We start from the raw sequence: 25,624 nt of genomic DNA, 5'->3' as shown, positions 1-25,624 counted from the left end.
CAAAAAACTATTGCAAAGCCCTTAGGAGTCTTTATAATACGCACTCATCAAACGACACGTTTGAACTACCACTCCCGATTAGTTCAGTTGGTAGAACACCGGACTGTTAATCCGTATGTCGCTGGTTCGAGTCCAGCATCGGGAGCCAGATTTAAAGCCAGATTTTTCAACCACTTAGGTGAATTGAAGTCTGGCTTTTTTAATGCCCAAATTTTGCCTGTGTGGGGAAAATTGTAGCTAGCCCTCCCAAACTATCACTATTCGCCTTGTATCGTCACCACTAGTTGACGTTGAAAACGCCCTGTTCGATGTTCATATAAAAACAAACCCTGCCAGATGCCCAAATTTAGCTGTCCATTTGTAACCGGTATGGTGTGGCTGGTATCAGTCATAATGGTACGAATATGGCCGCTCATGTCATCGTCACCTTCGTAGTTGTGTCGGTATTGCGGATCGCCATCCGTAATACGCGAGGCAAGCCAGTATTCAATATCATCTCTTACGGTTGGATCGGCGTTTTCGGTGATGATGAGCGAGGCGGAAGTATGTTGAATAAACACATGACAAGTCCCAGTTTTAATACCCGACTGACTCAGCACTTGATTAATTTTTGCAGTGATATTTTGAGTGCCGCGCTGGCTGGTTTGAATTTGAAGTTGGGTTTGATACACAGACATATAAATTCCTCAAAATTGGTTTCGGATTAGAGGTTGGTTGGAATCAATCGGCGGTGACGATGTCGCCCCCATAAAACCAAACCCAATCCGCCAAGCATTAAAAGCGCGGCCAACATAAAGTGTAGCGTAATCGGTTCATCAATCAACCAAGCGGCTCCAAACGCGGCCATTAAGGGGACTAATAGTTGGCTGGCGGAGGCAAGGCTTGAGGAGATTCCTGGCAAAGCCTTGTACCATAAAATGTAGCCTAAACCGGAGGTGATTGCGCCGGAAAATACCGCTAACAAGACGCCTTCGGTGGTTAAGTTCATAAACGGAATAAACAATAAACTTGATAGCGCAACCAAGGGCAAGGTTCGGTAAAAATTATAGGCGGTATCGCTAAGCGGGTTTTTAGAGCGTCGGCCGTTTAGACTATAAAGCGCCCAAGTGTAAGCCGAAATACAGATTACCACCAACCCCCACCAAGAAGGCGTGGTTAATTTGGGATAAACCAAGTACAACAGACCAATTAACGCCAGCGCCACCCCAATCCATTCTGCGCCATGTAAACGATCACCCGCGCGTAACGCATAACCCAGCATCGTTAGTTGCACAATCGCCGCTAGCAATAACGCACCCGTCGCGGTGCTGATTTCGATATAACCGTACGAAAAAGTAATCGCGTAGATAAATAAGATAAGTGCCGCTTTCCAACTGCCTTTTGATACTTTAATTGTTTCAGCACCAGGCCTGGTGCTTGGGCGCTTGCGCCACCATACTAAGCTCATGACCATAAATAACATCATCGCACCCGATGCTAAACGTAAACTGGTGAAACTAACGGGGTCAATCCAGCCCGCCTCTAACGCCCAACGACAAATGACGGCATTGGCGGCAAAAGCGACTAAAGCAGCCAGCGTGAGTAAAGCCGTTTGAAAAAACAACACAGGGGTCACAATCGGGAATTCCTAAAAAGGTCGATAGTCGAATCAAAGCGGCTTATTCTAACCGATCACTCGCTGATATTTTATAAAGAGCTAAACTAACTCAAGCCAAGTACCAGGCCTGGTGATGAATTGTCTGCTTAATATTTATGGCTTAACGCGCGGGATATCTATCCAAAAAGTAGTGCCGCTCGAACCGGCTTGAGTAGAGGACTCGACCCCTATTTCGCCCGCCATTTGTTCAACCAGGGTTTTGCTGATGGATAAACCTATGCCCGAACCCTCTATCGCACTACCCTGTTTGTCTAAACGTTCAAAAGGCGTAAAGAGTTCTTTTATTTTTTCACTTGGGATACCCAGGCCACTATCCGTGACACTAAGGCGCACAAACTCGGCGTTCGGCTTGGCTTGGAGCTTTAATTTACCGGCCAACTGATTATATTTAATCCCGTTCGACATCAGGTTGAGAATCACTTGTTTAAGGCGTAAACGGTCAGCTTTGACTTTAAATTCTTCTGGCAGATCAAGAATCAATTCCAGCTTTTTATTTACCGCCTGCGGTTTTAGCAAACTTAAACATTCGTTCAGGATTTTATTCAGCGACACGCTTTCAAAATTAAGTTCGACTTGGCCGGACTCAATACTGGCAAAATCCAAAATTTGGTTAATAAGCTCTAATAGATGTTTACCCGCTTGGATAATTTCGTTCAAGCTGTCTTTTTGTAATTCATTAAGGTGTTGATCTTTATGCAATAGCTGTGCAAAACCCAAAATAGAATTCAACGGTGTGCGAAGCTCGTGACTCATGCTGGACAAAAACTCGGTTTTGGCCTGGCTCGCATGCTCGGCTTTATCAATCGCCTTGCGTAATTGCGTTTGCTGCAACAACAAGTCTTGCTCGGCTTGCTTCAATTCAGTCACATCCTGCACTGTACCGATCAAATACAGTGGCTCGCCCTGACTATCCATATGCATTTCGGCTAACTCATGTACAATTCGAACCTCACCATCAGGTCGCACTATACGATGCACGACATCATGCACTCCAGTTTTGCGCATGGCTTCATGACTCTCATCAATTAAAACGCGGTCGCCCGGATGTACCGCTTGCATGAACAAATCAACATTAGGTGCTATCTCCGGGTCGATTCCAAAAATCTCATAAATAACCTTCGACCAAGTTAGTTCACCAGTTTGCAAGTTCGCACGCCAATGACCTAAGCGCGCGCGTTTTTGTGCCTGCTTAAGCTGGCGGCGGTGTTCATGTAATTCCACTTCAGCGCGTTTTTTGGCATCAATATCAATCACTACCCCCAACATGCGTTCAGGCTGACCCTGGTCGTTGTAAACCACGTCACCACGCTCTTGCACCCAATATTCTTGACCATCGGCACGGATAATTCGGTGTTCAATATCATAGGTTTTGCGCTGTTCGATACACTGTTTGATGGCTTCAGCCACTTTATTTTGATCGTCGGGATGAATTCGTTGAGTAAATTCATCTATCGTCAACTGCATACTCTCAGGCGAAAAACCAAAAATATCTGCGGCGCCATTTGACCAAAACAAATTCTCAGTTTGTATGTCCCATTCCCAAGAGCCGATATGCGCAAACTCTTGGCTGCGGCGCAAGCGTTCCAGTAAGGTGCCGAGTTGGTTTTCGTAAGCCTTGCGCTCTGAGACATCGCGCATAATCAAGATTTTTTGTGGCTCGTCGTCTATATCTACCTGACTTAAGCTAAGCTCGAGAGGAAAGATTTCACCACTCATGCGTACACCCATACGCTCCTCTCTCAGACTAGCGGATTGGGTAATCTTTTGCTCCAATTTTGAATCAGAAGTACGATTAAGTGGATCAAAAAACGGTTTAACTAAAAGCTGGTCAACGCTTTGTCCAATCAGTTGATCAACCTCATAACCAAATAAGGTTTGAGTCGCGGGATTCGCTCCGACAATTGAACCATCGGATTTAATCGAAACGATGGCATCCATCTCGGTTTGCAAAATCGCATTTAGCCGTCTTTGACGATTGTCCGCCAGTTTGGCTTGGCGCAAAATATTGTTAAGCGCGAGTTTGTCTTCGACCATCTTAGCCATATCACGCAAAGTATCTAGGTGCTCAGCGGATAACTCGCGTGGTTTATGATCGATCAAACATAATGTGCCAACTCGATACCCATCCGGTGCGCGCAACGGAATACCATAATAAGCTCGAATGTAGGGCTCGCCTATTACCAGCGGGTTATCTGCGAAACGCGGATCGAGCCTAGTATCCGGAATGCTAAACACTTCTTCTTGCAAAATCGCATGCCCACAAAACGAGGTATTGCGTGGCAACTCTTCCGCTTCTACACCGACAATGGATTTAAACCATTGCCGATCTCTATCGACCAAACTGATCATAGCAACTGGGAAGTCAAAGTAAGATTGAGCCAGGCGGGTAATGCGATCAAAGCGTTCTTCGGGCTCAGAGTCTAATAACCCCAAGTTATAGAGCGCGACTAAACGCTCCTCTTCATAGTCTGGAATCCAAGGGGCTTGCATAATTGAGGTCTAACTTGATAAGTGAGTGAATGCGGCGCGATCAATGCAACAACTGACTTGACGACCACCATCAGAATATTCGAGCTTTTTAAATCCGGCCTGGTTGGCCATCATAATACCACGCCCGTGATTGTCTAACATGCGCTCCAAAGAGAAGTTGAGATATTGTTCAAAATCAAACCCCTCCCCCATATCTCGAATGGTGACGTCTATTTCGGCCGCACGCACGTCTAATGTTAATGCCACGACTTTATCGCGATAGGTGTCATCGGCCAGACGTTGTTGAACTTCGTCAATTAAACGGCCTTCGTTGATCAATTGAGTTTTTTCATCGTAAGTAATGGCCAAATTACCATGCTCAACCGCATTCACCATTAACTCAAACAAGCCTACAACCGCTTCATCCGGCTCTGCGCACAAGCTGGCTAGCAAGGATGATAAACCACGAGCTTCTTCAAGGGTTTTATATTCAAATTCGGCGTGTTTAGCGGTAGCAAAAGACGCGGTAATTTTATTGATTTCCGCGCGCAAGTTTTGGTGGGTTTTATAATCACGTAAAGCGGAACGAATAACCGATTGCACCAACTCCATATCGAGCGGCTTGGCTAAATAATAAAATGCACCTTCTCTTAAACCCTGTTGAACCGACTCTTTATCCGCCAGTGCCGTTTGCAGAATAACCGGTATCTGGCGACGTTCTGAATCTTTTTTTAAGGCTTTCAGTAATGCGATGCCATCCATTTTAGGCATCAACCAGTCCGAGACCACCACACTATAATAGTCCGGGGTTCGTGCCTTGATTTTATTCAACGCGTCTTCGCCATCCACGGCGGTATCAAATTCCCAACCCGCGTTAGCCACCATCATGCTTAACAATTTTAGCGATGCTGGCGTATCATCTATCAATAATAATCGAGTTTGATTAACGGACATTCGTTTTCCTTTGCAACCTTAGTTTGTATAACACAACTGATTAACGATTAAGCATCCATATCAAACAATTTACCAAACTGGGCGGTTTCTAAACTGCGCATCACCTTGTCGTTGGCGTTAATTAACTTAATTACCCTGTTTTCCGTTCCCACTTTTTGGCGCATCAATAACATCAAACCCAACGCGGCACTATCAATACGGTCAGTGCGATCAAAGTCAATAACATAACGATTAGCTTTGCCAATATAGTCTTTATATGCGTTGTTAAAATCATGATAAAGCTCAATATCAAATACGCCATCCACGGCGATTTCGAGACAATCTTGATTCATTTTTGCGGATACCGATGACATATTTGAACCCTCTTTATTTTTTTCTGACTGATTTAATAATAGTCGCCTAATTAGAATGAAGTGAACATTAAGCGCAACAATATCATAATTGACATTAATCAATATTCTAGCACTTCTTAAATCGGCGATTGTATTAGTTTAGTAGCTTTACTGTATTAGTTTGCCAATGATTTTACATAGGCTTAAATGGTGCTTGTGTTACAATTTGCGCTCAAATTTGCCAAGGGGTGGTCTATTCGGCCTGAGATCGATTGCAGAAAATCGAAACCCTAAGAACCTGATCTGGTTAATACCAGCGTAGGGACAGGCATGACACGCCATTTTAGTCAAAAACTCTTGACGCAACTCGCGGTCTTCCTGTCCTTTTACACACATAAATATGTAAAAGGAAAACCATGAAACTCAAACCACTTCCATTTGCTTTAATCGCCCTTATACCAGGCCTGGTACTAGCTGAAAACAACTTATCTACCATTACCGTGAATGCCGATTTACGCGAAACCAGCGAAACGGATATCGCTGCCAGCGTCGATATTATGGATGAAGCTGAATTGCAAGATCGCGGCGCCACCCATTTTGGCGATGTGTTATTACAAACCCCCAATGTCAATTTTTCCGGGCAATCATCGCGTCCGCGTCATATCCAAATTCGCGGTATGGGCGAACGTGACGAATACACCGGCGCACCCAACGCCAGTGTGGGGTTTGCGGTCGATGAAATTGATTTCAGCGGCATCGGCATGGTCGGCAATTTATTTGACGTCAAACAAGTCGAAGTATTACGCGGCCCACAAAGCACACGTTATGGAGCCAGCGCCCTCGCCGGCTTGGTAAACATCCAAACTAACGACCCAACGCCTTATAAAGAAAGTTTAATTGAAGCGAGCGTGGGCACGGATAACCTGAAAGAACTTGGCGTCATGACCAGTGGCGCTTTCACATCCGAAGACAAAAGTCCGCAATACCGTGTCAGCCTGTTCAAACATAACAGCGATGGCTTCCGTGATAACGACACCCTAGACCGCACCGATACCAACCAAAAAAACGAGCTCACCGCGCGAGCTAAACTACGCTGGTGGGCCGGTGACGATACTCAATTTGATTTAAGCCTCATGCACGCTGATATTAATAACGGCTATGATGTGTTTACGCGTGATAATAGCTTTACCAGTCTTTCTGATGAGCCAGGTAAAGACACTCAAAAAGCCAATGCCAGTTCTTTGAAAGTCCAATATGATGGCAATTCAAACTATCAACTCACTTCCACTACCAGCTTTGCGGACAACACAAGTCACTACGACTATGATTTAGACTGGCAAGCCTTTGATGAAGAAAAGAGTAACGGTACCTATCAAAGCACACAAACACGCCAGAACTTTAGCCAAGATTTTCGCTGGAAATCAACTGATTCTAGCAAACTCTTTAATCAATCAACCGATTGGCTCGTCGGGCTTTATGCGTCACATTTAACTGAAACAAATGATCGCGCAGAACGCTTTCAAAGTTGTTACGGATTTACCTGCCCAACGGAAGGTCCAGATATTTATAACAACGATATTAGCAGTGATTTCACCAATGAGAAATTGGCTCTATATGGTCAACTTGATCAAGCAATATCAAATCAAAAAACGCTGAGTTACAGCATAAGGGCTGAACATAATCGCAAAGATTTCACGCAAACCAAACGTAACTTCGGATCCGCTTTTGAGTACGATGCAAGTGGAAATGTCGTTGGTCCGCACGCTGATTTTGATTACACCCTACTGGATGAACATGAACCAGTAGAAACCCTTTGGGGCGGTTCAATAACTTACACGCATAAATACAACGAACGCCATACCGCCTTTGCCGGATTTAACCGAGGTTTTAAAGCGAGCGGCTTTAATACCGGACAAAGTACTGAACAAAATTTAACCTTCGAAGCCGAAACTCTTTATAACTATGAAATTGGCTTACGCTCCAACTACGGTGCAATCAAAACAGCGACGACCTTATTTTATATGGATCGTCAAAATCCACAGTTTGATGGTTACAGCTATGAACCTGGCGGTTATGAATGGGTATTCTTTACTGAAAACTTAGATTCAGCACAACACTATGGACTAGAAACCGAAATCGACTGGCAGGTCAATAGCCGCTGGCTGGTTTTTGCTAATTTGGGATTATTACAAACTCAAGTTAAAGGCACGCCGATTAATGAAGAATTTGATATGGCCGATCGCGGTGCAGCGCATGCGCCCAACTATCAATATTTAATCGGTGGTCAATATCGACATGACCAAGGCTGGTTTGGTCGAGTCGAAGTTCAAGGCATGGATGCATTTTATTTCGACAATGTACATAATGAAAAATCTAAAGCCTATACCATCGCTAATGCGCGAATAGGCTATGAGGCCAAGGACTGGGAAGTCTATTTCTGGGGCAAAAACCTAACAGATGAGCGTTATGCTACAAGAGGTTACTTTTTTGACCACTTTGATGGTGACGGCGAACACCAATATATCGCCCTTGGCGATCCGCGCCAAGTTGGTTTGACCACGAGAGTGCGGTTTTAACCAAAGGTGACACTTCACCCTCACCCACCCAGGGAGAGGGTGAAAAGCTAACGCTTAACAACTCCGTGTCTTCGCAGTAAAAGAACAAAGGAATAACCCTATGAATATTTCACTTGATATCAGTATGTACCCGTTACAAGACGAATTTTGCCAACCGATTATTGACTTTATCGAGCGTTTAGAACAAGCACCAGGCCTGGTGCTTGAGCGCAATAGCCTCAGCACTCAGGTGTTTGGTGACTATCGCACGATTATGAACTTGATGACCAAAGAGCTTGAAACCGTATTTGAACAAAACCCACACACCATTTTTGTAATGAAAATGGTCGGGGTCAATCGCTCCAAGGCCAAAATTGATGCTTGCTGAGATTTGGGCGCAATTTAGCCAGCAATCTATTTGGGAGGCGATTGCGGTTGCGCTGGGCATCGCTTATGTGATTCTAGCCGCGCGCGAATCGGTTTGGTGTTGGCCAGCGGCTTTTGTAAGCACCGCGATTTATACCCTGCTGTTTTGGAACGGCATGCTGCCGATGCAATCTTTCTTACACTTCTTTTACATGTCCATGGCGGTGTACGGTTTTTATGTCTGGACCCGAGGCAGCATTAGCCAACCTGAGTTACACATTCATCGTTGGCGCTGGGGTTATCACGCTGTTTTTATTAGTTTAGGCGTGTTGCTGACTTTTTCACTCGGCGGTTTATTAACCTTGTTTGAGGCTAGCCAAAAACCCTATTTAGACGGGTTTGTGATGGTGTTTTCCATGCTCACCACTTATATGATGGCACGCAAGGTATTGGAAAACTGGCTCTATTGGTTGGTAATTGATAGCACGGCGGTGGTGCTTTATTGGCAAACCGGCTATTTGCTGACTGCAGCGATGTTTGTGCTTTATCTTGGTCTCGCGGTTTATGGGTTTGTTAATTGGTTAAAACTTTATCGCGCACAGCACCAAAGTGCCTCTCTTTAAAACCGTGTGGGCGCGGCCATCCAGTGCGCCAAATCGGTTTCGCCTAGCAAGTTCAAACCAAACAACCACAAGCGATAAGGGGCACGCACCTGTGTTAAATCGGGCAAATCGCCATAGGCTTGCTTAAACCACCAGGCCTGGTGTTCGTCCAAAAGATATTCCAATATCACCCAGGTTAATTCGACCGGCGCGAGCACAAACGCGTCCAAATCTACCAAGGCAGACAATTGCTTCTGCTCAAATAAAAACTGATCCCAACGACAATCCAACATGGTGGGCACGGCTGAATCAATATGCAGCGCCTCAGCCTGCTCTATCGCCGACCACCAGGCCTGGTGGTCGGTCGAATTCATCCAGCTTTTTAAACGCTGCGCGAGTCTGGTTGACCAATCGTTAAGTGGATATTGCGGCTGATGCCAAACCCCCCAGCTGGAATATTGAACCTGATGCAACGAACTTAAATGTCGCGCGAAGCGTTCAACATTGGTCTGATTCATCCATTTTGCTTGACCGGTTTCACCCGCGAGTTTTGAGGCTAAGACAAATCCCTGCAAACTTTCAGAAGGATTCACTGCCCATTCAATCTGCGGAATCGCCAAATCGGTTAAGTCTGCCAATTGACGCGAGCACCAGGCCTGGTGCTGGAGATGTTGTTGCAGATCTAAACCAAATAGCACACGTACATTACGCCAAAAATCTTGTTGTTGGGCATTGGGGTTCAACGTTTTTAAGACCTTGTCGCCCTGCTCGGTTTGCAGATAGAAAAGCTGATGCGTACTGTCGTGATATAAGGTCGGTTGGGGTTGCGCAGAGAGAATATTAGGTAATTGCTTAGGCTCGATATTTAAGCCTTGGTAGGGAGACCGACCACCAGGCCTGGTGGTCGGGTTTGAATCTCGAATCATTAGTGCGCCGAACGATTCGGATCCCAGTCTTTTAAAACGTATTCCGTACCACAGTAGGGGCATTTAGCTTCGCCGGTCTCTTCAATCGGCAAAAATACGCGCGGATGTGCGTCCCATACCGACTGATTATTGGTTGGGCAATACAATGGCAAATCGTCGTAGGTTACTTCAACGTGCGTTTGCGCACATGAATCGGTTGCTTTTGAACTCATTGTCACTCCTTAAAGCGTGTAAACACGGCGGGCAATTTGCCGCCGTACGAAATCTTATTTAACGGTGGCTAACCAGTCTAAATGAGCGGCTGAGCGTCCATGAACCACGTCAAAATACAGGCTTTGTAAACGCTCGGTAATGGGGCCTCGTGAACCTTGACCAATCGGACGATTGTCCAATTCACGAATCGGCGTTACTTCAGCCGCCGTGCCAGTGAAGAAGGCTTCATCTGCGATGTAAACTTCGTCACGTGTAATGCGTTTTTCCACCACTTCATAACCACATTCTCGCGCTAATTGCATCACGGTTTTACGCGTAATACCATCCAAGGCCGCCGTCAATTCTGGGGTATAAATCACGCCGTCACGAATCATAAAGAAGTTTTCGCCACTACCTTCACACACATAACCTTCAGTGTCTAACAATAGCGCTTCATCACAACCGTGCGATACCGCTTCTTGCAAAGCTAACATTGAGTTCATGTACGCACCGTTCGCTTTCGCCTTGGTCATGGTAATGTTAACGTGATGACGTGTGTAGGACGAAGTCGCGACCTTGATACCACGGGTTAGGTTTTCTTCACCCATATACGCACCCCATTCCCAGGCTGCGATAATCACGTGAGTTTTCAAATTATCGGCACGTAAACCCATGCCTTCTGAGCCGTAATACACCATCGGACGAATATAAGCCGATTTCAAACCATTCTCACGCACCGCGGCACGCTGCGCTTCGTTAAGCGTGGTTTTATCAAACGGCATCGGCATATTCATAATTTTCGCTGAATTAAACAGGCGATCGGTATGCGCTTCTAAGCGAAAAATCGCGGTGCCTTGCTCGGCATCATACGCACGCACACCTTCAAAAACACCCATACCATAATGTAAGGTGTGAGTTAAAACATGCGTGTTGGCTTCGCGCCAAGGCACCATTTGACCGTCCATCCAAATCAGGCCATCACGATCCGACATCGTTCGCATTGAGAAGCTCCTCAGAAATATAAATCGCTACAAATTCGGTATAAAACCGGCCAAAGCCGTTTTTACAAAAAATAAAAGATGTATTTTAGCCGAATGAACCCACGAATAACAGAGAGTCTGCACGCTTAATTTCAATCTAGCTCTGAGCTTTATTCACTCTATCAACTTGAATTTATTCTTGATTCAGCTAAAATCATCGTTTGTCTTTCAAAAAGAGCAATCTTCGGATTGCTCTTTTTTGTTTGTAATTATCAAGCCGCCTAGGCGCTGTTGCGTTGGCAAGAAGGTGAAGTCCATGTCCGAAAGTTTAATGAATACCTATGCTCGTTTGCCTGTCATGTTTACAGAAGGCGAAGGCGCAACCTTGTACGATGATCAAGGAAAGGCCTATTTAGACGCCGTGAGTGGTATTGCCGTTTGCAGTTTAGGCCACGCTCACCCTGCGATTTCGCAAGCCTTGTGTGAACAGAGCAAACGCCTCATTCATACCTCGAACCTATATCGCGTCGAAAACCAAGAAAAATTAGGTGAAGACTTAATTCGCCTATCGGGTATGGATCGCGTATTTTTTGGTAACTCGGGTGCAGAAGCCAACGAGGCGGCGATTAAGATTGCGCGTAAAACGGGGGCTGATCGCGGGATTGAAAACCCCGAAATCCTCGTAATGGAAAACAGCTTCCACGGCCGCACCATGGCGACCTTAAGTGCGACCGGCAACAAAAAAGTTCAAGAAGGTTTTGGCCCTTTAGTGCAGGGCTTTGTGCGCGTGCCTTACAACCAAGTAGAGGCGGTTGAAAAAGCCATTGCTGATCACCCTAACCTCGTCGCCATTTTGGTTGAGCCAGTTCAAGGTGAAGGTGGTGTATTTGTACCCGATGCCGGTTATTTAAAAACCTTACGTCAATTGTGCGACCAGCATAATTTGTTACTGATGATGGATGAAATCCAAACTGGCGTGGGCCGTACCGGCAAATGGTTTGCCTACCAACACGAAGACATTTTGCCAGATGTATTAACCTTAGCGAAAGCCTTGGGCAACGGTGTGCCGATTGGTGCATGTTTAGCCCGTGGTAAAGCGGCCAGCACTTTTGGTCCAGGCAACCACGGCACCACGTTTGGTGGCAATCCGCTCGCGTGTGCGGCCGGTTTAGCGGTCATTAATACGCTTGAGCAGCACGACTATATCTCACAGGTCGCCAAACAAGGCAAACAAATCATGACCGCCTTTAGAAACGCATTAGCCGACCAAAAAGGCGTGGTAGAAGTGCGTGGCAAAGGTTATATGATCGGTATTCAGTTGGATCGTCCGTGTAGCGAGCTGGTCAAACTAGCGCTTGATAAAGGCCTACTGATCAACGTAACGCGTGGCGACACCGTTCGTTTATTGCCGCCATTTGTAATTTCCGAAGCCCAAACGAGCCAACTGGTGACTGATTTGAGCCAATTAATAACCGAATTTTTAAAAAAATCTTAATCCCATGACAAATAATCACTTTTTAACCCTTAAAAGCCTCACCCCGCAACAACTGCAACATATTTTGCAGCGTGGGATTGAGCTCAAAAAAATGCAACACGCCGGTGAAATTTACGAGCCGCTCAAAAACCAAACCCTTGCAATGATTTTTGAAAAGGCGTCTACTCGCACCCGCATTTCGTTTGAAGTCGGCATGACTCAGCTAGGCGGCCACGCGTTGTTTTTATCGCCCCGCGATACCCAACTTGGCCGTGGCGAACCGATTGAAGATAGCGCACGCGTTATTTCCAGCATGGTGGATGGCATTATGGTGCGCACGTTCGAACACAGCATTGTTGAAACCATGGCCGAATTTTCATCGGTGCCAGTAATAAACGCTTTAACCGATGATTTTCACCCTTGCCAGTTGCTAGCTGACATGCAAACCTACTATGAGCATCGAGGCTCGATTCAGGGTAAAACGGTGGTCTGGATTGGGGATGGTAATAATATGTGCCAGTCATATATTAATGCGGCGCAAATCTATGACTTTAAATTACGCGTAGCTTGTCCAAAAGGCTTTGAACCACGTGCAGATTTAATCGAGATGGCGAAAGATCGTGTTGAAATTGTACGCGACCCGATGGAAGCCGCACAAGGCGCAGACTTATTGGTAACCGATGTTTGGGCCAGCATGGGACAAGAAGACGAACAACGTTTGCGCATTCAAGCCTTATCGAAATATCGCGTAAGTCGTGCCATTATGGACCAAGCTGATTCGAATGCTTTATTTATGCACTGCCTACCTGCGCATCGTGGCGAAGAAGTCACGGCTGAAGTCATTGACGGTCACCAAAGTGTAGTGTGGGATGAAGCCGAAAACCGTTTGCATGCGCAAAAAGCGCTACTTGAATTTTTAATGACTCGCAACTAAAGCAGCAAACAATCGCTTCAAGCGCCTTTTATTGTCTAGAGACTTTCAGTTATAGTAAACGAAACTAAAAATAGTCAATTATGTTTCAATCTGAATCCGTTGCTGAAATTCTAATTACATTTGGTGGGCTGTTTATCATTGGTTTGATCGCAGACCTGCTTGGCCGCCATACCCCACTTCCAAGAGTCACTCTTTTAATTTTGACTGGCTTTTTAATGGGGCCGGCCGTTCTTGACTGGTTACCGGAGTTTACCCGAGAATGGTTTCCGGTATTATCGGAAGTTGCACTCGCAATGATTGGCTTTATGCTTGGCCAAAACCTCACAAAAACCAAACTTCAGACCATGGGTCGCGGCATTATCGGCATTTCTCTCAGCGTAATGTTTATGACGGCATTGCTGGTATTCTTCGGCTTATGGTTGATGGGTGTACCGGTTGAAATCGCACTGATATTAGCCGGCATTGCCCCCGCAACCGCCCCCGCACCAGTCGTTGATGTTACCAAAGAGTTTAATGCGCAGGGCCCGGTGACCGACATGCTATTAGGCATTGTTGCAATTGATGACGCCTGGGGCATGCTGGTTTTTAGTTTACTGTTAATGTTAGCCACAATTTGGGCGGGAACCAGCGAAGCGGTTAATAATTTAGTGCATGGTTTATGGGAAGTTGGTGGTGCCGTTGGCTTGGGCATCCTTCTTGGATTACCCATGGCCTATTTAACTCGGTACATTTACCCTGGTAAATCAACACAAGCGGAAGTGTTGGGGCTTGTTTTATTATGCGCAGGTTTAGCCGAATGGTTAGGTGTTTCTTATATCCTTTCGGCGATGGTGATGGGCACATTAGTTGCCAATTTAGCTCGCCAACATCCTGAACGACCATTTGATGAAATTGAAGCATTACAATGGCCTTTATTGATTTTATTCTTTCTATTAGCTGGTTCTGCACTTGAGTTGGATGCCCTATGGGCTGCCGGATTGATTGGACTAGGCTATATCGTATTTCGAGTTTTAGGACGTATCACCGGCTCCTACCTAGGCGCAACATGGGCGGGTTGCCAAGGTAGCTCTTATAAATCACTCGGACTGGCAATGTTACCTCACGCCGGTATTCCAATTGGTATGGCGTTGTTAGCGGTTCAACAAGTCCCGGAGCACAAAGACACTATTCTCGCGGTGGTTCTGGGTTGTACAATTATATTTGAATTGATTGGCCCGCCTCTAACCCGGCATATTTTGGTACGTGCCAGAGAGATTAATCGACCGCTCGACGGCCACTAAACGCATACGACAAGGTCGCACTGTCGATATATTCCAACTCACCACCCATCGGCAAACCTTGCGCCAGTCGTGTCACCGAAACGCCTTCTTGCTGTGCGAGCTGATAAATATAATGCGCGGTCGCTTCACCTTCAACCGTTGGATTCGTCGCCAGAATTAACTCGGTAATGCCCGGCTGTTTTAAACGTTCGTGTAAACGATCCAAACCTAATTGTTGCGGGCCAATGCCATCAATCGGAGACAAATGTCCCATCAACACAAAATACTTGCCCTGATAGATGCCCGCCTGTTCAATTGATAATACATCGGCCGGGGTTTCGACCACACACAACAGTCCGTTATCACGTTTATTAGACGCACAAATACCGCACACCGCCGTTTCGCTTAAGGTGCGGCATTCTTCACAATGACCCACTTTTTCCAACGCTTGCTGGATTGTATGAGCCAATCGATTGGCGCCGTCACGTTGACGCTCCAATAAAAAATACGCCATACGTTGTGCCGACTTTGGACCGACGCCGGGCAAAATACGAAACGCATCAATTAATTGCTGAATCAGTGGAGAGGACATGGTCGCCTAATTTAACGATTTTAAAAAGGGAACTTCATACCACCGGGTAAATTCATACCCTGAGTTAAACCGCCCATTCTTTCTTGGGTGGTGTCTTCAACTCGACGCACTGCACTATTAACTGCTGCCGCCACTAAATCTTCCAGCATTTCTTTGTCGTCCATTAAGCTATCATCTAACTCAACTTTAACCAGTTCATGCTTACCTGTCATTGTAACTTTAACTAATCCTCCACCCGCTTCGCCGGTGACTTCCATTTCTGCGATTTCCGCTTGTGCTTTTTCCATGTTTTTTTGCATTTCTTGTGCTTGTTTCATCAAGCCACCGAGACCGGCTTTTCCACCAAACATAGTCATTCCTTTATTTAAAAAATTATTATCGTGTTAACTATTTCAAACATCATAAGGGTTGGATCGATTTTTCCAACACCTGCATACCTAGACGCGTTTGCAACATTTGTACGTTTGCGTCTGCATGAATCGATTGAGTTGCCTGTTCTTGTGACAGAGTTTGTTGAGCTTTATCATAAAGATTCGGCGTGTAAAATTCACCTGAAAACTCAACAAAATTTACCTGAAAACCTTCACCAAATTGACGTTGAGCCGCTTCTCTTAAACGAGTCACTGCCAAATCCGTTTTGGCGTGTAACTCGTCTGGGTGCACACTTAACCACCAAGCCTGGGGGTTAGCGTCAACTAATACGCAATGTCTGGCCAATTCCAAGGCCATGCCATCCACACCTAACTGTGCAATCAACGCCATCCAAGCTTGAACCGACTCAGACTGAGGCCCCGTTTGCGAACCACCAGGCCTGATGGTTGACATCAATTCAGGGGCGGTGACAGGGGCCACTGGGTTTGAAGCGGATTCAGCGAAGTTTTCAGCCGCTGGTGCCCAAGCGGATTGTTGGTTGACTTGGGGCGCCTGCATTTGCGTCGGCGCCGCTTCGAATGTTTCAGAAATTGGCGGCACAAAATCGGATGCCAACTTCATCGATTGAGGTATTTGTGTATTGGTTTCAGGCTCCGCTACTGAAGATGTTTCGAGCGGCGGATTAACGTTATTAGGCTTAGACGCACTCGGAGCTTTTACGCGCGCATGCAGATCGGGAAATAAACTTAAATCCGCTACCGGTTCAGCTGGGCTTGGTTCAGGCGGCTTCGGGCTAAGCGTTTCGTTAGCTTGCGTCACCCGCTCTTGAGTCTGAAAAGCTGGTTGAGGTTCGTTTACTTGCGCCGCCTTGAGTAGTTCGGCCACGCTTTGGCGTGCGCTGGTTGAGCTTGGCGCTGTCTTGGCGGCCGTAGAAGACGTGGCGCTTTGCAAGCCTGGCTGGCCGTCTGATGAAGGCGAACGCGGTCCACTCGGATCAAAGGCTAGCATCCGTAACAAGGTCATTTCAAAGCCGATTCTCACATCCGGCGCAAGCTTCATGTCTTGACGTGCCATCAAACCGATTTGATATAAGAGTTGTACTTTTTCTGGGCTTAAGCTTTGGGCAAAACCCGCTAGGATGTCGGTTGGCAAAAGGCCGTCTTCAAGCGCTTCACCCAAAATTTGGGTCTGGGCGGTTTGATGCAGGACTTCTAACAACTGATTAAGTAAGGCCACATAATCCACCCCCAAACTCGCCAGGGTTTGCAATATTTGTTTAACCTGCTCCGCCGAATCATCGCTTAGTGCTTGTAAAATGGCCTGCACCACGCCTTGATCAACCAAGCCTAACATCGAGCGCACTGCTTCAAACTGGATTTGAGCGCCACAATAGGCAATCGCCTGATCGAGCAGACTCAATGAATCACGCGCTGAACCATCCGCACTTTTTGCAATTAGTGCCAATGCCGTCGGCTCAAAACTGATCTGCTCTTGTTGCAGGATTTGGGCGAGATGATTTTGAATTTGAGTACTGGTTAACCGTAACAAGTTAAACTGTAAACAACGCGATAAAACCGTAATAGGTAACTTATGCGGGTCGGTAGTCGCAAGCAAGAACTTAACATGTTCCGGTGGTTCTTCCAAGGTTTTTAACAAAGCGTTAAAACTACTTTTGGAGAGCATGTGAACTTCGTCAACCAAATAAACTTTATAACGACCTTGGGTAGGCGCGTATTGCACGTTATCCAGAATCTCACGCGTATCTTCGACCTTAGTACGCGATGCGGCATCGACTTCAATCAGATCGACAAAACGCCCTTCGTCAATCGATTGACATACCGAACATTGACCGCAAGGTGTCGAAGAAATGCCTTGCTCGCAATTGAGGGCTTTCGCAAAGATACGCGCAATCGTGGTTTTACCCACCCCACGTGTTCCGGTGAACAGATAAGCATGATGCAAACGCTGCTGGTCTAGCGCGTTCGCTAACGCCTGCATTACGTGGGTTTGACCCACCAGTTCACTAAAGTTTTTTGGGCGCCACTTACGTGCTAATACGGTATAACTCATGAAGGCATCCAGAATCAGAATTTGGACTATTTTAACGTGCTTTAAACTTGGGCGGGAGGAAATTATGGAGGCAACGCTACCCGCCTTACCTCGGCGCACGCATCAGAAGGTACCGTTGCTTCCTTCCGGACCTGGCGGAGTTCCCAACTTAGCGTCGCGAGGGGACGAATAGCGTCACCATATTGAAAACTTTTTAACCAGCAGGACCAGCTAAAAAGTGGGCTTATTGTATCAGAAAGCCAACTGAAAAACAGTGACAATCAATCTGTTTGCACCTGAATCGGCTTTAAGTGCCAAATATCCCGATTGTATTCACTCATGGTTCGATCAGTTGAAAACATGCCACTGCGCGCCGAATTCATAATACTCATCGTGACCCAACGCTCAGCATCTTGATAGGCTTGTGCAACTTGCTCTTGTACCTCTACATAACTGCGGAAATCGGCCAAGGTCATCCATTCATCTTGCGGACTTTTAATTGAGGCTAAAATGTCATCAAAAATACCCGGCTCAAATTGGTTAAAATGACCAACCTCCAGTAGATTCAATACGGCTTGTAAATCGACATCGTTATCAATATAAGATTGCGGCTGATAACGTCCAATCAAGTCCTGAACTTGTTCGGTTTGCAAGCCAAACAAGAAGAAATGCTCGTCACCCACCGCTTCTCTGATTTCGACATTGGCACCATCTAAAGTGCCGATTGTCACCGCCCCATTCATCATAAATTTCATATTACCCGTGCCTGAGGCTTCTTTACCCGCGGTGGAAATCTGTTCGGATAAATCCGTTCCTGGACAAATCACCTCCATCGCCGACACTCGGTAGTTTGGAATAAACACCACTTTGAGTAAATCACCGACGCCCGGATCATTATTGACCACCTGGGCCACATTATTAATGAGCTTAATAATCGCCTTCGCCATGTGATAACCCGGCGCCGCTTTGCCACCAAAAACCACCACACGCGGCGTCATATTTTGGGTGGCGCCACGTTTAATACGCGCGTATAAATGCACTACGTGCAACGCATTTAACAGCTGACGTTTGTATTCGTGTATGCGTTTGACCTGCACATCAAACATTGATGTTGGATTAACCGTTAAGCCGGTATCTTTTTTGATTAAGTCTGCCAAACGCTGTTTGTTCTGCAACTTCACTTGCGCCCATTTTTGGCGGAAATCAGAATCCTGTAAATAAGTTTCTAATTGGCTGAGTTGGCTTAAATCCGTCACCCAATCCTCACCAATGTTGGTATTTAATAAATCACGCAAGCCTGGGTTGCAACCGGCCATCCAACGACGTTGCGTCACACCGTTGGTTTTATTATTAAAACGTTCCGGCCAGAGCTGATAGAAGTCGTTAAACAAGCCGTCCTTTAATAATTGCGAATGCAATGCCGCCACGCCATTTACCGAAAAACTCCCCACTATCGCCAAGTAGGCCATACGCACCATGCCGTGCTCGTCAAAAATAGACAAACGGCGCTGACGCTCCATATCACCCGGCCACTTTTGCGCCACTTGGGCTAAGAAGCGATGGTTAATTTCTTCTATTATGTCGAGTGGACGAGGGAGTAATTTGCGCATCAAATCGCCGGACCATTTTTCGAGCGCTTCTGGCAACAGCGTGTGATTGGTGTAAGCCATAGTATGAGTGACAATATGCCAGGCTTCATCCCAGCCTAGATGTTGTTCGTCGACCAGAATCCGCATTAATTCGGCGACGGCTAAGCTAGGATGAGTGTCGTTGAGTTGGAAAACATTCGACTCGGCAAAACGTGTGAAATCGGCATTATGATGTTTGACCCACTGCTCAACCACATCCTGCAGGCTCGCTGACACCAAAAAGTATTGCTGGCGCAGACGCAACTCTTTACCGTTTTCACTCGAATCGTTGGGATACAACACCATCGTAATATTTTCAGCTTCATTTTTGGCCGCGACCGCTTCAAAGTAGGAACCGGCATTAAATTCAGATAACTTAAAGGCTTCATCCGCAGCCGCATCCCATAAACGCAGGGTGTTGACTGTGTGATTTTTGTAACCAGGAATCGGCACATCAAACGGCACCGCTAACACCTCTTCATCGTTTTCCCAGTGCACGATCAAATGCCCGGTATGCGGATCGGTATAAGGTCGGCAATAACCCCCAAATTTAACTCTGCGCGTATATTCTCGACGCTGCACTTCCCAAGGATAATAGCCAAACCCTAACCAATGATCGGGCTCTTCAACCTGAAAGCCATTTTGAATGCGCTGACGAAACATGCCATATTCATAACGTAGCCCATAACCCATAACCGGCAATTGTAAAGTGGCGCAACTGTCCATAAAACAGGCGGCCAAACGCCCCAAACCGCCGTTACCTAAACCGGCATCAATTTCAGCTTCTTCGATTTCTTCGATGGATAAGCCTAACTCTCGCAAAGCCTCAGTGGCTTGATTTTCGATGCCTAAATTAAGCATGTTATTAACCAACGATCGACCAATCAAAAACTCCATTGATAAATAATAGGCGCGTTTATTGGTGTTTTCGCGGTAACTTAACCAGGTTTGCTTCCAATTGCCCATTAAACGATCACGAACGGTATAAGCCAAAGCTTTGAGTTTATAGTCAACCTCGGAGGTCAATTCACGGCCTAGGTTATTTTGTAAATAATGTAAAAAGTCGGTTTCTAAACCCGCTTTATCATTCGTTAAACGTTTGCTAACCCGGTGGTTTATTACGTCCAAACTGGTTTGATCTTGGGTGCTCATCTAAATCTCCTTAGCGTACAATTTGATATAGTTCTGAGCGCTTTTTTTCCAACTAAACGCCCGCTGCATCCCCGTTTTTTGTATTTGCTGCCAACTACGCGGCTTTTTGTATAAGTTCAGTGCTTGTAAAATCGTGGCGCGTAATGCGTGTGGATTTGGATCATAAAACATAAAGCCGGTCGCGGTTTTGTCCGCTAAGGTTTGTTTAGTCGTGTTCACCACCGTATCAATTAAGCCGCCTGTATGGTGCACAATGGGTGGCGTACCGTAAGCTAAACTGTACATTTGATTTAAACCGCAAGGCTCAAAACGTGAAGGCATCAAAAACATATCCGCACCCGCTTCAACTTGGTGGGCGAGGGTTTCTGAATAGCCAATATGCACAAACACACGACCTGGGTAACGGCCAGCCAAACGCATTAATTGCTTTTCATAATACTCTGATCCCGAACCAACAAATACAAATTGCACCGATTCAGTTTCTAAAATATCAGGCAAGGCTTGTAAAATTAAGTCGATCCCTTTTTGTTCGACCAAGCGCCCTACAAAACCAATTAACGGGATTGTGAGGTGCGCTTGCGGATCGCTGTCGCCTAATAAGGTAAGCAGCAGCTCTTTATTGCGTTTTTTGCTGGCAATACGACCTTTTTCAGCTGAGTAGTTATATGAAATATAACGATCAGTAGCCGGGTTCCATTCTTGGTCGTCAATGCCATTAATGATGCCGACTAAACGCCCCTGTTTTTGGCGCTGATTTAACACACCTTCAAAGCCATAAGCATACTCTGGGTAACAGATTTCTTTGGCGTAAGATGGACTCACCGTCGTCACCCAATCAGCCATTTGAATACCGGCCTTTAACATTGACATTTGATCGTAAAACTCCATGCCCTCTATCGTCCACCATTTCCACGGTAGTTTTAAACCTTCAAATAAGCTTTTGGGAAAGTAACCCGCATAGGCCATATTATGAATCGTAAACAGGCTGCGAGGCTTTGATTTTTCGAGGGTTAACAGAGCTGGGATCAATCCAGTTTGCCAATCATTTGCGTGAACCACATCGGCTTTCCAGTTTAAGCCGACCCGGTCCATCGCGATTTCGACCACCGCTTTTGAAAACACACCAAACCGTTCACCGTTGTCCCACCAATCTTTAGCGTCGGCCGCCATATAAGGATTACCCGGACGATTAAACAGTTCTGGAATATCAACCAAAATAACATTCGCTTTTAGTTCGGCCACCTTGGCACTTAACAAACGCACCTTTAAACGTTTACCGACCCCGTCTAATTCAAACTGCGATAACACACTGACCTTATTCACCTTATCCAACACCGCTTGATAGGCTGGCAACACCAGTTTCACTTGATGACCAAGTTCGACCAATGCACTTGTTAAACCACCGGACACATCGGCCAAACCACCGGTTTTGATTAAAGGATGGGCTTCGGAAGTGGCAAAAACTAACTTCATACTCTGTGAATTCTCTACCTAATTAAATGCTTTCAACAAGCACCAGGCCTGGTACTTGTTGGATTCGTTATCAAACCTGGAGTTAAGGCTGGTGTTTTAACACGATAAAGCCCAATGGAGGCAAAACCAGCTCAGCCGAAGCGGGTCGATTCATCCAAGGATTGGAACTGGCTTCAACCCAACCTTGGTTGCCCATGTTGCTGCCACCGTAGGTCGCTGAATCAGAGTTGGCGATCTCCTGATAAGACCCCGCCTGTGGCAAACCAATTCGGTAAGCCTCACGCGGCACCGGCGAAAAATTAAACACACAAACCAAACACTGTTGATCTGAACGACGCTCAAAGCTCAAAATCGAATGTTCATTATTGTCGCAATCAATCCATTCAAAACCTTGAGCTTCGAAATCATACTGATGCAAGGCGGCATGGTTTCGATATAAATGATTTAAATCTCTCACCATTAACTGGACACCACGGTGGTTTGGGAAATCGCATAAATGCCAAGGCAAGGCCTCTGCTTCTGACCATTCTGTCCAAGGTCCAAACTCCGACCCCATAAACAACAGTTTTTTACCCGGATGCAATATTTGATAACCTAATAACAAACGTAAATTCGCCATTTTCTGCCAATCATCGCCTGGCATTTTGGCGGCCATTGAACCTTTCAGATGCACCACTTCATCATGCGAAAGCGGCAACACAAAGTTTTCGGTATAAGCATAAACCTGACTAAAGGTTAGCTGGTTATGATGATAGGGGCGATAAATTGGATCTCTTTGAAAGTAGTCCAGCGTATCGTTCATCCACCCCATATTCCACTTCATCGAAAAGCCTAGCCCACCCATCCAGGTTGGGCGCGACACCATCGGCCAAGAAGTTGACTCTTCGGCCATCATTAAAGCACCTGGATTTCGGGCGTGGACTTCGGCATTAAGCTGCTGGATAAATGCCATCGCGTCTAAATTCTCGCGACCGCCATGTATGTTAGGTAGCCATTCACCCGGTTCGCGCGAATAGTCCAAATACAACATCGAAGCCACCGCATCGACTCGTAACCCATCTAAATGAAATTCTTTAAGCCAAAATAAAGCGTTGGCGATTAGAAAGTTTCGGACTTCATTACGACCAAAATTAAAAATATATGTTCCCCAGTCGGCATGCTCGCCCAGGCGGGGATCTTCGTGTTCATATAAAGCCGTGCCATCAAAGCGCGCCAGTGCAAAGCTGTCTTTAGGGAAGTGCGCTGGCACCCAATCCAAAAACACACCGATGCCATTTTGGTGACAATGATCAACAAAAAACCGAAAGTCGTCCGGTGAGCCAAACCGACTCGTGGGGGCATAATAGCCCGTGGTTTGATAACCCCAAGACGCGTCATAAGGATGTTCAGTAATCGGCAAGAGCTCGATATGGGTATAGCCCATCCAGTTTACATAATCGACCAGGCGATACGCCAAGTCTCGATAGTTTAAAAACCCGCCGGCGTCGTCTCGCTGCCAAGACCCCAAATGCACTTCGTATACATTGATAGGTTGATGCGCCCAATCAAAACCAGCGCGCTTTTCCAACCAGGCCTGGTCTTTCCACTGATGGCTAGGTTGATCAATATAACAAGCGGTATCGGGGCGCATTTGCATGGCACGCGCGTAAGGATCAGCCTTGGTAACCACCGCGCCGCTGGTGGCATTGCGAATTTCAAACTTATAATGATCTCCAGGCATTAATCCTGGGACAAATAACTCCCAAACACCAGAATCTCCTCGTGAACGCATGGGATGACGCAAACCGTGCCATGCATTAAAGTCCCCTACCACCGATACACGTTCTGCAGACGGTGCCCACACAGCAAACTGAACCCCTTGAATGCCATCGACACTTTTAGGGTGCGCGCCCATGTGTTCGTAAATTTGCCAATGGCGGCCTTCGGCAAATAAGTGTAAATCCAGCTCACCTAACTGCGGCGTAAAGCTATAGGGGCAGACTAAAGTATGCGTTCGATCATCCGCTTCACACCATTCAAGCTGATAGTGCAAAGCTAAACTTTGGTATTCAGATTCGCTTAGGCGAACTTCAAACAAACCGCTCTCGGTTAGGGCTTGCATTGAATATTGGCCAGCCAGCGTGACCTGAGTAGCGGTCGGTAACCAGCTTCGTACGACCCAACTTGAGCCATCTTTATGACGACCTAAAAGTTGAAAAGGATCGTGCAAACGACCTTGCTCTAGTCGACCTATTAATGCAGAAATTGAGTTCATTGTTTTAAGGCTCTTTGGGTTTCATTTAAACGTTGAGTTTTTTTAACCCATTGATAGATGCGTTTTTCGAGGCCGTCAGGAATCTCATCCCAATCAAACTGCCAACCCCAGTTTTTTTCAGTAGTGCCGGGAACATTCATACGATACTCTGAGTCCAATCCCAACCAATCTTGCATCGGCACCACCACGCGCTCGGCAACAGATTGCATCGCTGCCACCATTAATGGCCAAGGCATATCACCGACCTGAACTGGCAGTTGGGATAACACCCAGTTTTGCGCGCCAGGGTCCAGGCTTTTAAACCAACCCAAACTGGTGTCATTATCATGTGTGCCAGTATAAACCACCGAATGCGCAACCAGACTATCCGGCGCATGCGGATTATCCGGCAAACCGCTAAACCCAAACTGCAATACCGACATACCCGGCAAACCGAAACGCTGTTTTAAGGCCACCACTTCGGGTGTGATAATACCTAAATCTTCCGCTACTAGCGGCAAAGGATTAAATTCTCGCTGTAAAAAAGCTAATAAAGCCTCACCCGGCGCTTTTACCCAGTTGCCATTGATGGCCGTCGGTTCGTTTGCATCAATTTCCCAGCTGGACTCCAAGCCACGAAAATGGTCAATTCTTAATAGATCAAATTGGCTCAACGCGTGTTCAATCCGCTGTCGCCACCAACTGAAGCCATCTTGTTGCATCGCCGGCCAGTTGTAATGTGGATTACCCCAACGCTGACCGGTTTGCGAGAAATAATCGGGAGGTACGCCGGTAACCACATAGGGTTGCAGATTTTCATCTAATTTAAATTGGCCTGGATTCGCCCAAACGTCCACACTATCGTAAGCCACAAAAATGGGCATATCACCAAACATTTCTATGCCTTTATCATTCGCATCGCATTTCAATTTTTGCCATAAATAGTCGAGATAAAACTGCTGTTTTTTGATCTTACGCATCGCGTCAACATGCTGGCCTGCAAACTGACTTAATGCTTGTGGATCTCGAAACCGATAAGCTTCCGGCCAGGCCGACCAGGCCTGGTGGTTAAACTCTTCTCGCAACAACATAAACAAAGCATAGTTTTCCAGCCAGTGAGGCGGGGTTTTAAGATAGGCTTCAAACGCTTTATTATCGACTTGTTTTTGCCAGTTTTTAGGCAAAAGCTTAGGATTTAATGCAAAAGCCGATAGCGCTTGATATGGCGAACCATCATCATGCGGCGCGGTTAAAGGCAGCACTTGCCAAATAGATAAACCGGCTTTTTGCATCCACTCCAAAAACAACCAGGCCTGGTAGTCGAGTACCCCACTAGGCAAGGAGGTGGGATGCAATAATACTCCGACAGTTCTTGTCATAAGTGCTCTCTTCTATTCATTACATTTGCGTAACATCGAATTACCC

The 25,624-nt window shown here is 46.2% G+C and carries 21 protein-coding genes, 1 tRNA gene, 1 other RNA gene and 1 riboswitch; of the genes, 7 read left to right on the top strand and 16 right to left on the bottom strand.

Annotation, left to right across the window (positions count from 1 at the left end; genetic code table 11):
- Positions 1-72 precede the first annotated feature (72 nt).
- A tRNA-Asn gene (locus tag N746_RS0102890) sits at positions 73-148 on the top strand.
- 109 nt (positions 149-257) lie between these two features.
- On the opposite strand, the gene N746_RS0102885 is transcribed toward N746_RS0102890, so the two are convergent.
- The 5 genes from N746_RS0102885 to N746_RS0102865 all read right to left on the bottom strand — a co-directional run bounded on the left by N746_RS0102885 (position 258) and on the right by N746_RS0102865 (position 5,433).
- Positions 258-677 (bottom strand): secondary thiamine-phosphate synthase enzyme YjbQ, encoded by a 420-nt coding sequence (locus N746_RS0102885; RefSeq protein WP_029933860.1) that lies wholly within the window; start codon positions 675-677, stop codon positions 258-260.
- Positions 678-703: 26 nt separating this feature from the next.
- Entirely contained in the window at positions 704-1,615 is a 912-nt protein-coding gene (locus N746_RS0102880; protein WP_029933859.1) for a DMT family transporter, read from the bottom strand.
- 135 nt (positions 1,616-1,750) lie between these two features.
- The gene (locus N746_RS0102875) at positions 1,751-4,147 is read right to left on the bottom strand and encodes a sensor histidine kinase (RefSeq protein ID WP_029933858.1); all 2,397 of its coding nucleotides are present in this window, start codon (positions 4,145-4,147) and stop codon (positions 1,751-1,753) included.
- Between the two features lie 9 nt (positions 4,148-4,156).
- Positions 4,157-5,080, bottom strand: coding sequence for a response regulator (locus N746_RS0102870; RefSeq protein WP_029933857.1), 924 nt, complete (start codon positions 5,078-5,080; stop codon positions 4,157-4,159).
- 47 nt (positions 5,081-5,127) lie between these two features.
- On the bottom strand, positions 5,128-5,433 hold the full coding sequence (locus N746_RS0102865) for an STAS domain-containing protein (protein WP_029933856.1): 306 nt from the start codon (positions 5,431-5,433) through the stop codon (positions 5,128-5,130).
- A 213-nt stretch (positions 5,434-5,646) separates the two neighbouring features.
- Positions 5,647-5,755: riboswitch (TPP riboswitch) on the top strand.
- 73 nt (positions 5,756-5,828) lie between these two features.
- Between N746_RS0102865 and N746_RS0102860 the strand changes: the two genes are divergently transcribed.
- The 3 genes from N746_RS0102860 (at position 5,829) to pnuC (ending at position 8,956) form a co-directional block, all read left to right on the top strand.
- Positions 5,829-7,988: a TonB-dependent receptor gene (locus tag N746_RS0102860; protein WP_029933855.1), complete on the top strand. Its 2,160-nt coding sequence runs from the start codon at positions 5,829-5,831 to the stop codon at positions 7,986-7,988.
- 100 nt (positions 7,989-8,088) lie between these two features.
- On the top strand, positions 8,089-8,355 hold the full coding sequence (locus tag N746_RS0102855; protein ID WP_029933854.1) for a hypothetical protein: 267 nt from the start codon (positions 8,089-8,091) through the stop codon (positions 8,353-8,355).
- Entirely contained in the window at positions 8,345-8,956 is a 612-nt protein-coding gene (pnuC, locus tag N746_RS0102850; RefSeq protein WP_029933853.1) for a nicotinamide riboside transporter PnuC, read from the top strand. Before N746_RS0102855 ends, pnuC begins: the two co-directional genes overlap by 11 nt.
- Here pnuC and N746_RS10585 read toward each other — a convergent pair.
- From N746_RS10585 to N746_RS0102835, 3 genes are read right to left on the bottom strand one after another with little or no spacing between them, the layout of a single operon-like run.
- Positions 8,953-9,861, bottom strand: coding sequence for a hypothetical protein (locus N746_RS10585; protein WP_029933852.1), 909 nt, complete (start codon positions 9,859-9,861; stop codon positions 8,953-8,955). The genes pnuC and N746_RS10585 overlap by 4 nt on opposite strands.
- On the bottom strand, positions 9,861-10,073 hold the full coding sequence (locus N746_RS0102840) for a zinc-finger domain-containing protein (RefSeq protein ID WP_029933851.1): 213 nt from the start codon (positions 10,071-10,073) through the stop codon (positions 9,861-9,863). Before N746_RS0102840 ends, N746_RS10585 begins: the two co-directional genes overlap by 1 nt.
- 54 nt (positions 10,074-10,127) lie before the next feature.
- The gene (locus tag N746_RS0102835; RefSeq protein WP_029933850.1) at positions 10,128-11,054 is read right to left on the bottom strand and encodes a branched-chain amino acid transaminase; all 927 of its coding nucleotides are present in this window, start codon (positions 11,052-11,054) and stop codon (positions 10,128-10,130) included.
- 295 nt (positions 11,055-11,349) lie between these two features.
- Here N746_RS0102835 and N746_RS0102830 point away from each other — a divergent pair, with 295 nt between their 5' ends.
- The 3 genes from N746_RS0102830 (at position 11,350) to N746_RS0102820 (ending at position 14,721) form a co-directional block, all read left to right on the top strand.
- Entirely contained in the window at positions 11,350-12,528 is a 1,179-nt protein-coding gene (locus N746_RS0102830; RefSeq protein ID WP_029933849.1) for an acetylornithine transaminase, read from the top strand.
- Between the two features lie 4 nt (positions 12,529-12,532).
- Positions 12,533-13,441 (top strand): ornithine carbamoyltransferase, encoded by a 909-nt coding sequence (gene argF / locus N746_RS0102825; RefSeq protein ID WP_029933848.1) that lies wholly within the window; start codon positions 12,533-12,535, stop codon positions 13,439-13,441.
- An 80-nt stretch (positions 13,442-13,521) separates the two neighbouring features.
- Positions 13,522-14,721: a cation:proton antiporter gene (locus N746_RS0102820; protein ID WP_029933847.1), complete on the top strand. Its 1,200-nt coding sequence runs from the start codon at positions 13,522-13,524 to the stop codon at positions 14,719-14,721.
- Here the strand turns inward: N746_RS0102820 and recR are convergent.
- From recR to malQ, 8 genes are all read right to left on the bottom strand, one after another.
- A complete protein-coding gene (gene recR, locus N746_RS0102815) occupies positions 14,696-15,292 on the bottom strand; it encodes a recombination mediator RecR (protein WP_029933846.1) in 597 nt (198 codons plus the stop codon). The two genes, N746_RS0102820 and recR, sit on opposite strands and share 26 nt — an antisense overlap.
- Positions 15,293-15,312: 20 nt before the next feature.
- Positions 15,313-15,642 (bottom strand): YbaB/EbfC family nucleoid-associated protein, encoded by a 330-nt coding sequence (locus N746_RS0102810; protein ID WP_029933845.1) that lies wholly within the window; start codon positions 15,640-15,642, stop codon positions 15,313-15,315.
- A 49-nt stretch (positions 15,643-15,691) separates the two neighbouring features.
- Positions 15,692-17,734 carry a DNA polymerase III subunit gamma/tau gene (dnaX, locus tag N746_RS0102805; RefSeq protein ID WP_029933844.1) on the bottom strand — a complete coding sequence of 681 codons (2,043 nt, stop codon included), beginning with the start codon at positions 17,732-17,734 and terminating at the stop codon, positions 15,692-15,694.
- A gap of 74 nt (positions 17,735-17,808) precedes the next feature.
- An RNA gene (gene ffs / locus N746_RS10765) (signal recognition particle sRNA small type) lies at positions 17,809-17,905 on the bottom strand.
- An 89-nt stretch (positions 17,906-17,994) separates the two neighbouring features.
- Positions 17,995-20,493: a glycogen/starch/alpha-glucan phosphorylase gene (locus N746_RS0102800; protein ID WP_029933843.1), complete on the bottom strand. Its 2,499-nt coding sequence runs from the start codon at positions 20,491-20,493 to the stop codon at positions 17,995-17,997.
- Positions 20,494-21,966 (bottom strand): glycogen synthase GlgA, encoded by a 1,473-nt coding sequence (gene glgA, locus N746_RS0102795; RefSeq protein WP_029933842.1) that lies wholly within the window; start codon positions 21,964-21,966, stop codon positions 20,494-20,496.
- Between the two features lie 82 nt (positions 21,967-22,048).
- Positions 22,049-24,220, bottom strand: a complete 2,172-nt coding sequence (gene glgB / locus N746_RS0102790; RefSeq protein ID WP_029933841.1) for a 1,4-alpha-glucan branching protein GlgB — start codon at positions 24,218-24,220, stop codon at positions 22,049-22,051.
- The gene (gene malQ, locus N746_RS0102785; protein ID WP_038125853.1) at positions 24,217-25,578 is read right to left on the bottom strand and encodes a 4-alpha-glucanotransferase; all 1,362 of its coding nucleotides are present in this window, start codon (positions 25,576-25,578) and stop codon (positions 24,217-24,219) included. Before malQ ends, glgB begins: the two co-directional genes overlap by 4 nt.
- Between the last annotated feature and the right edge of the window lie 46 nt (positions 25,579-25,624).

It is taken from the genome of Thiomicrospira pelophila DSM 1534 (genome assembly GCF_000711195.1).
Classification (GTDB): domain Bacteria; phylum Pseudomonadota; class Gammaproteobacteria; order Thiomicrospirales; family Thiomicrospiraceae; genus Thiomicrospira; species Thiomicrospira pelophila.
The sequence above is the reverse complement of the archived record's forward strand: the minus strand, read 5'-3'. Positions and strand labels throughout refer to the sequence as shown.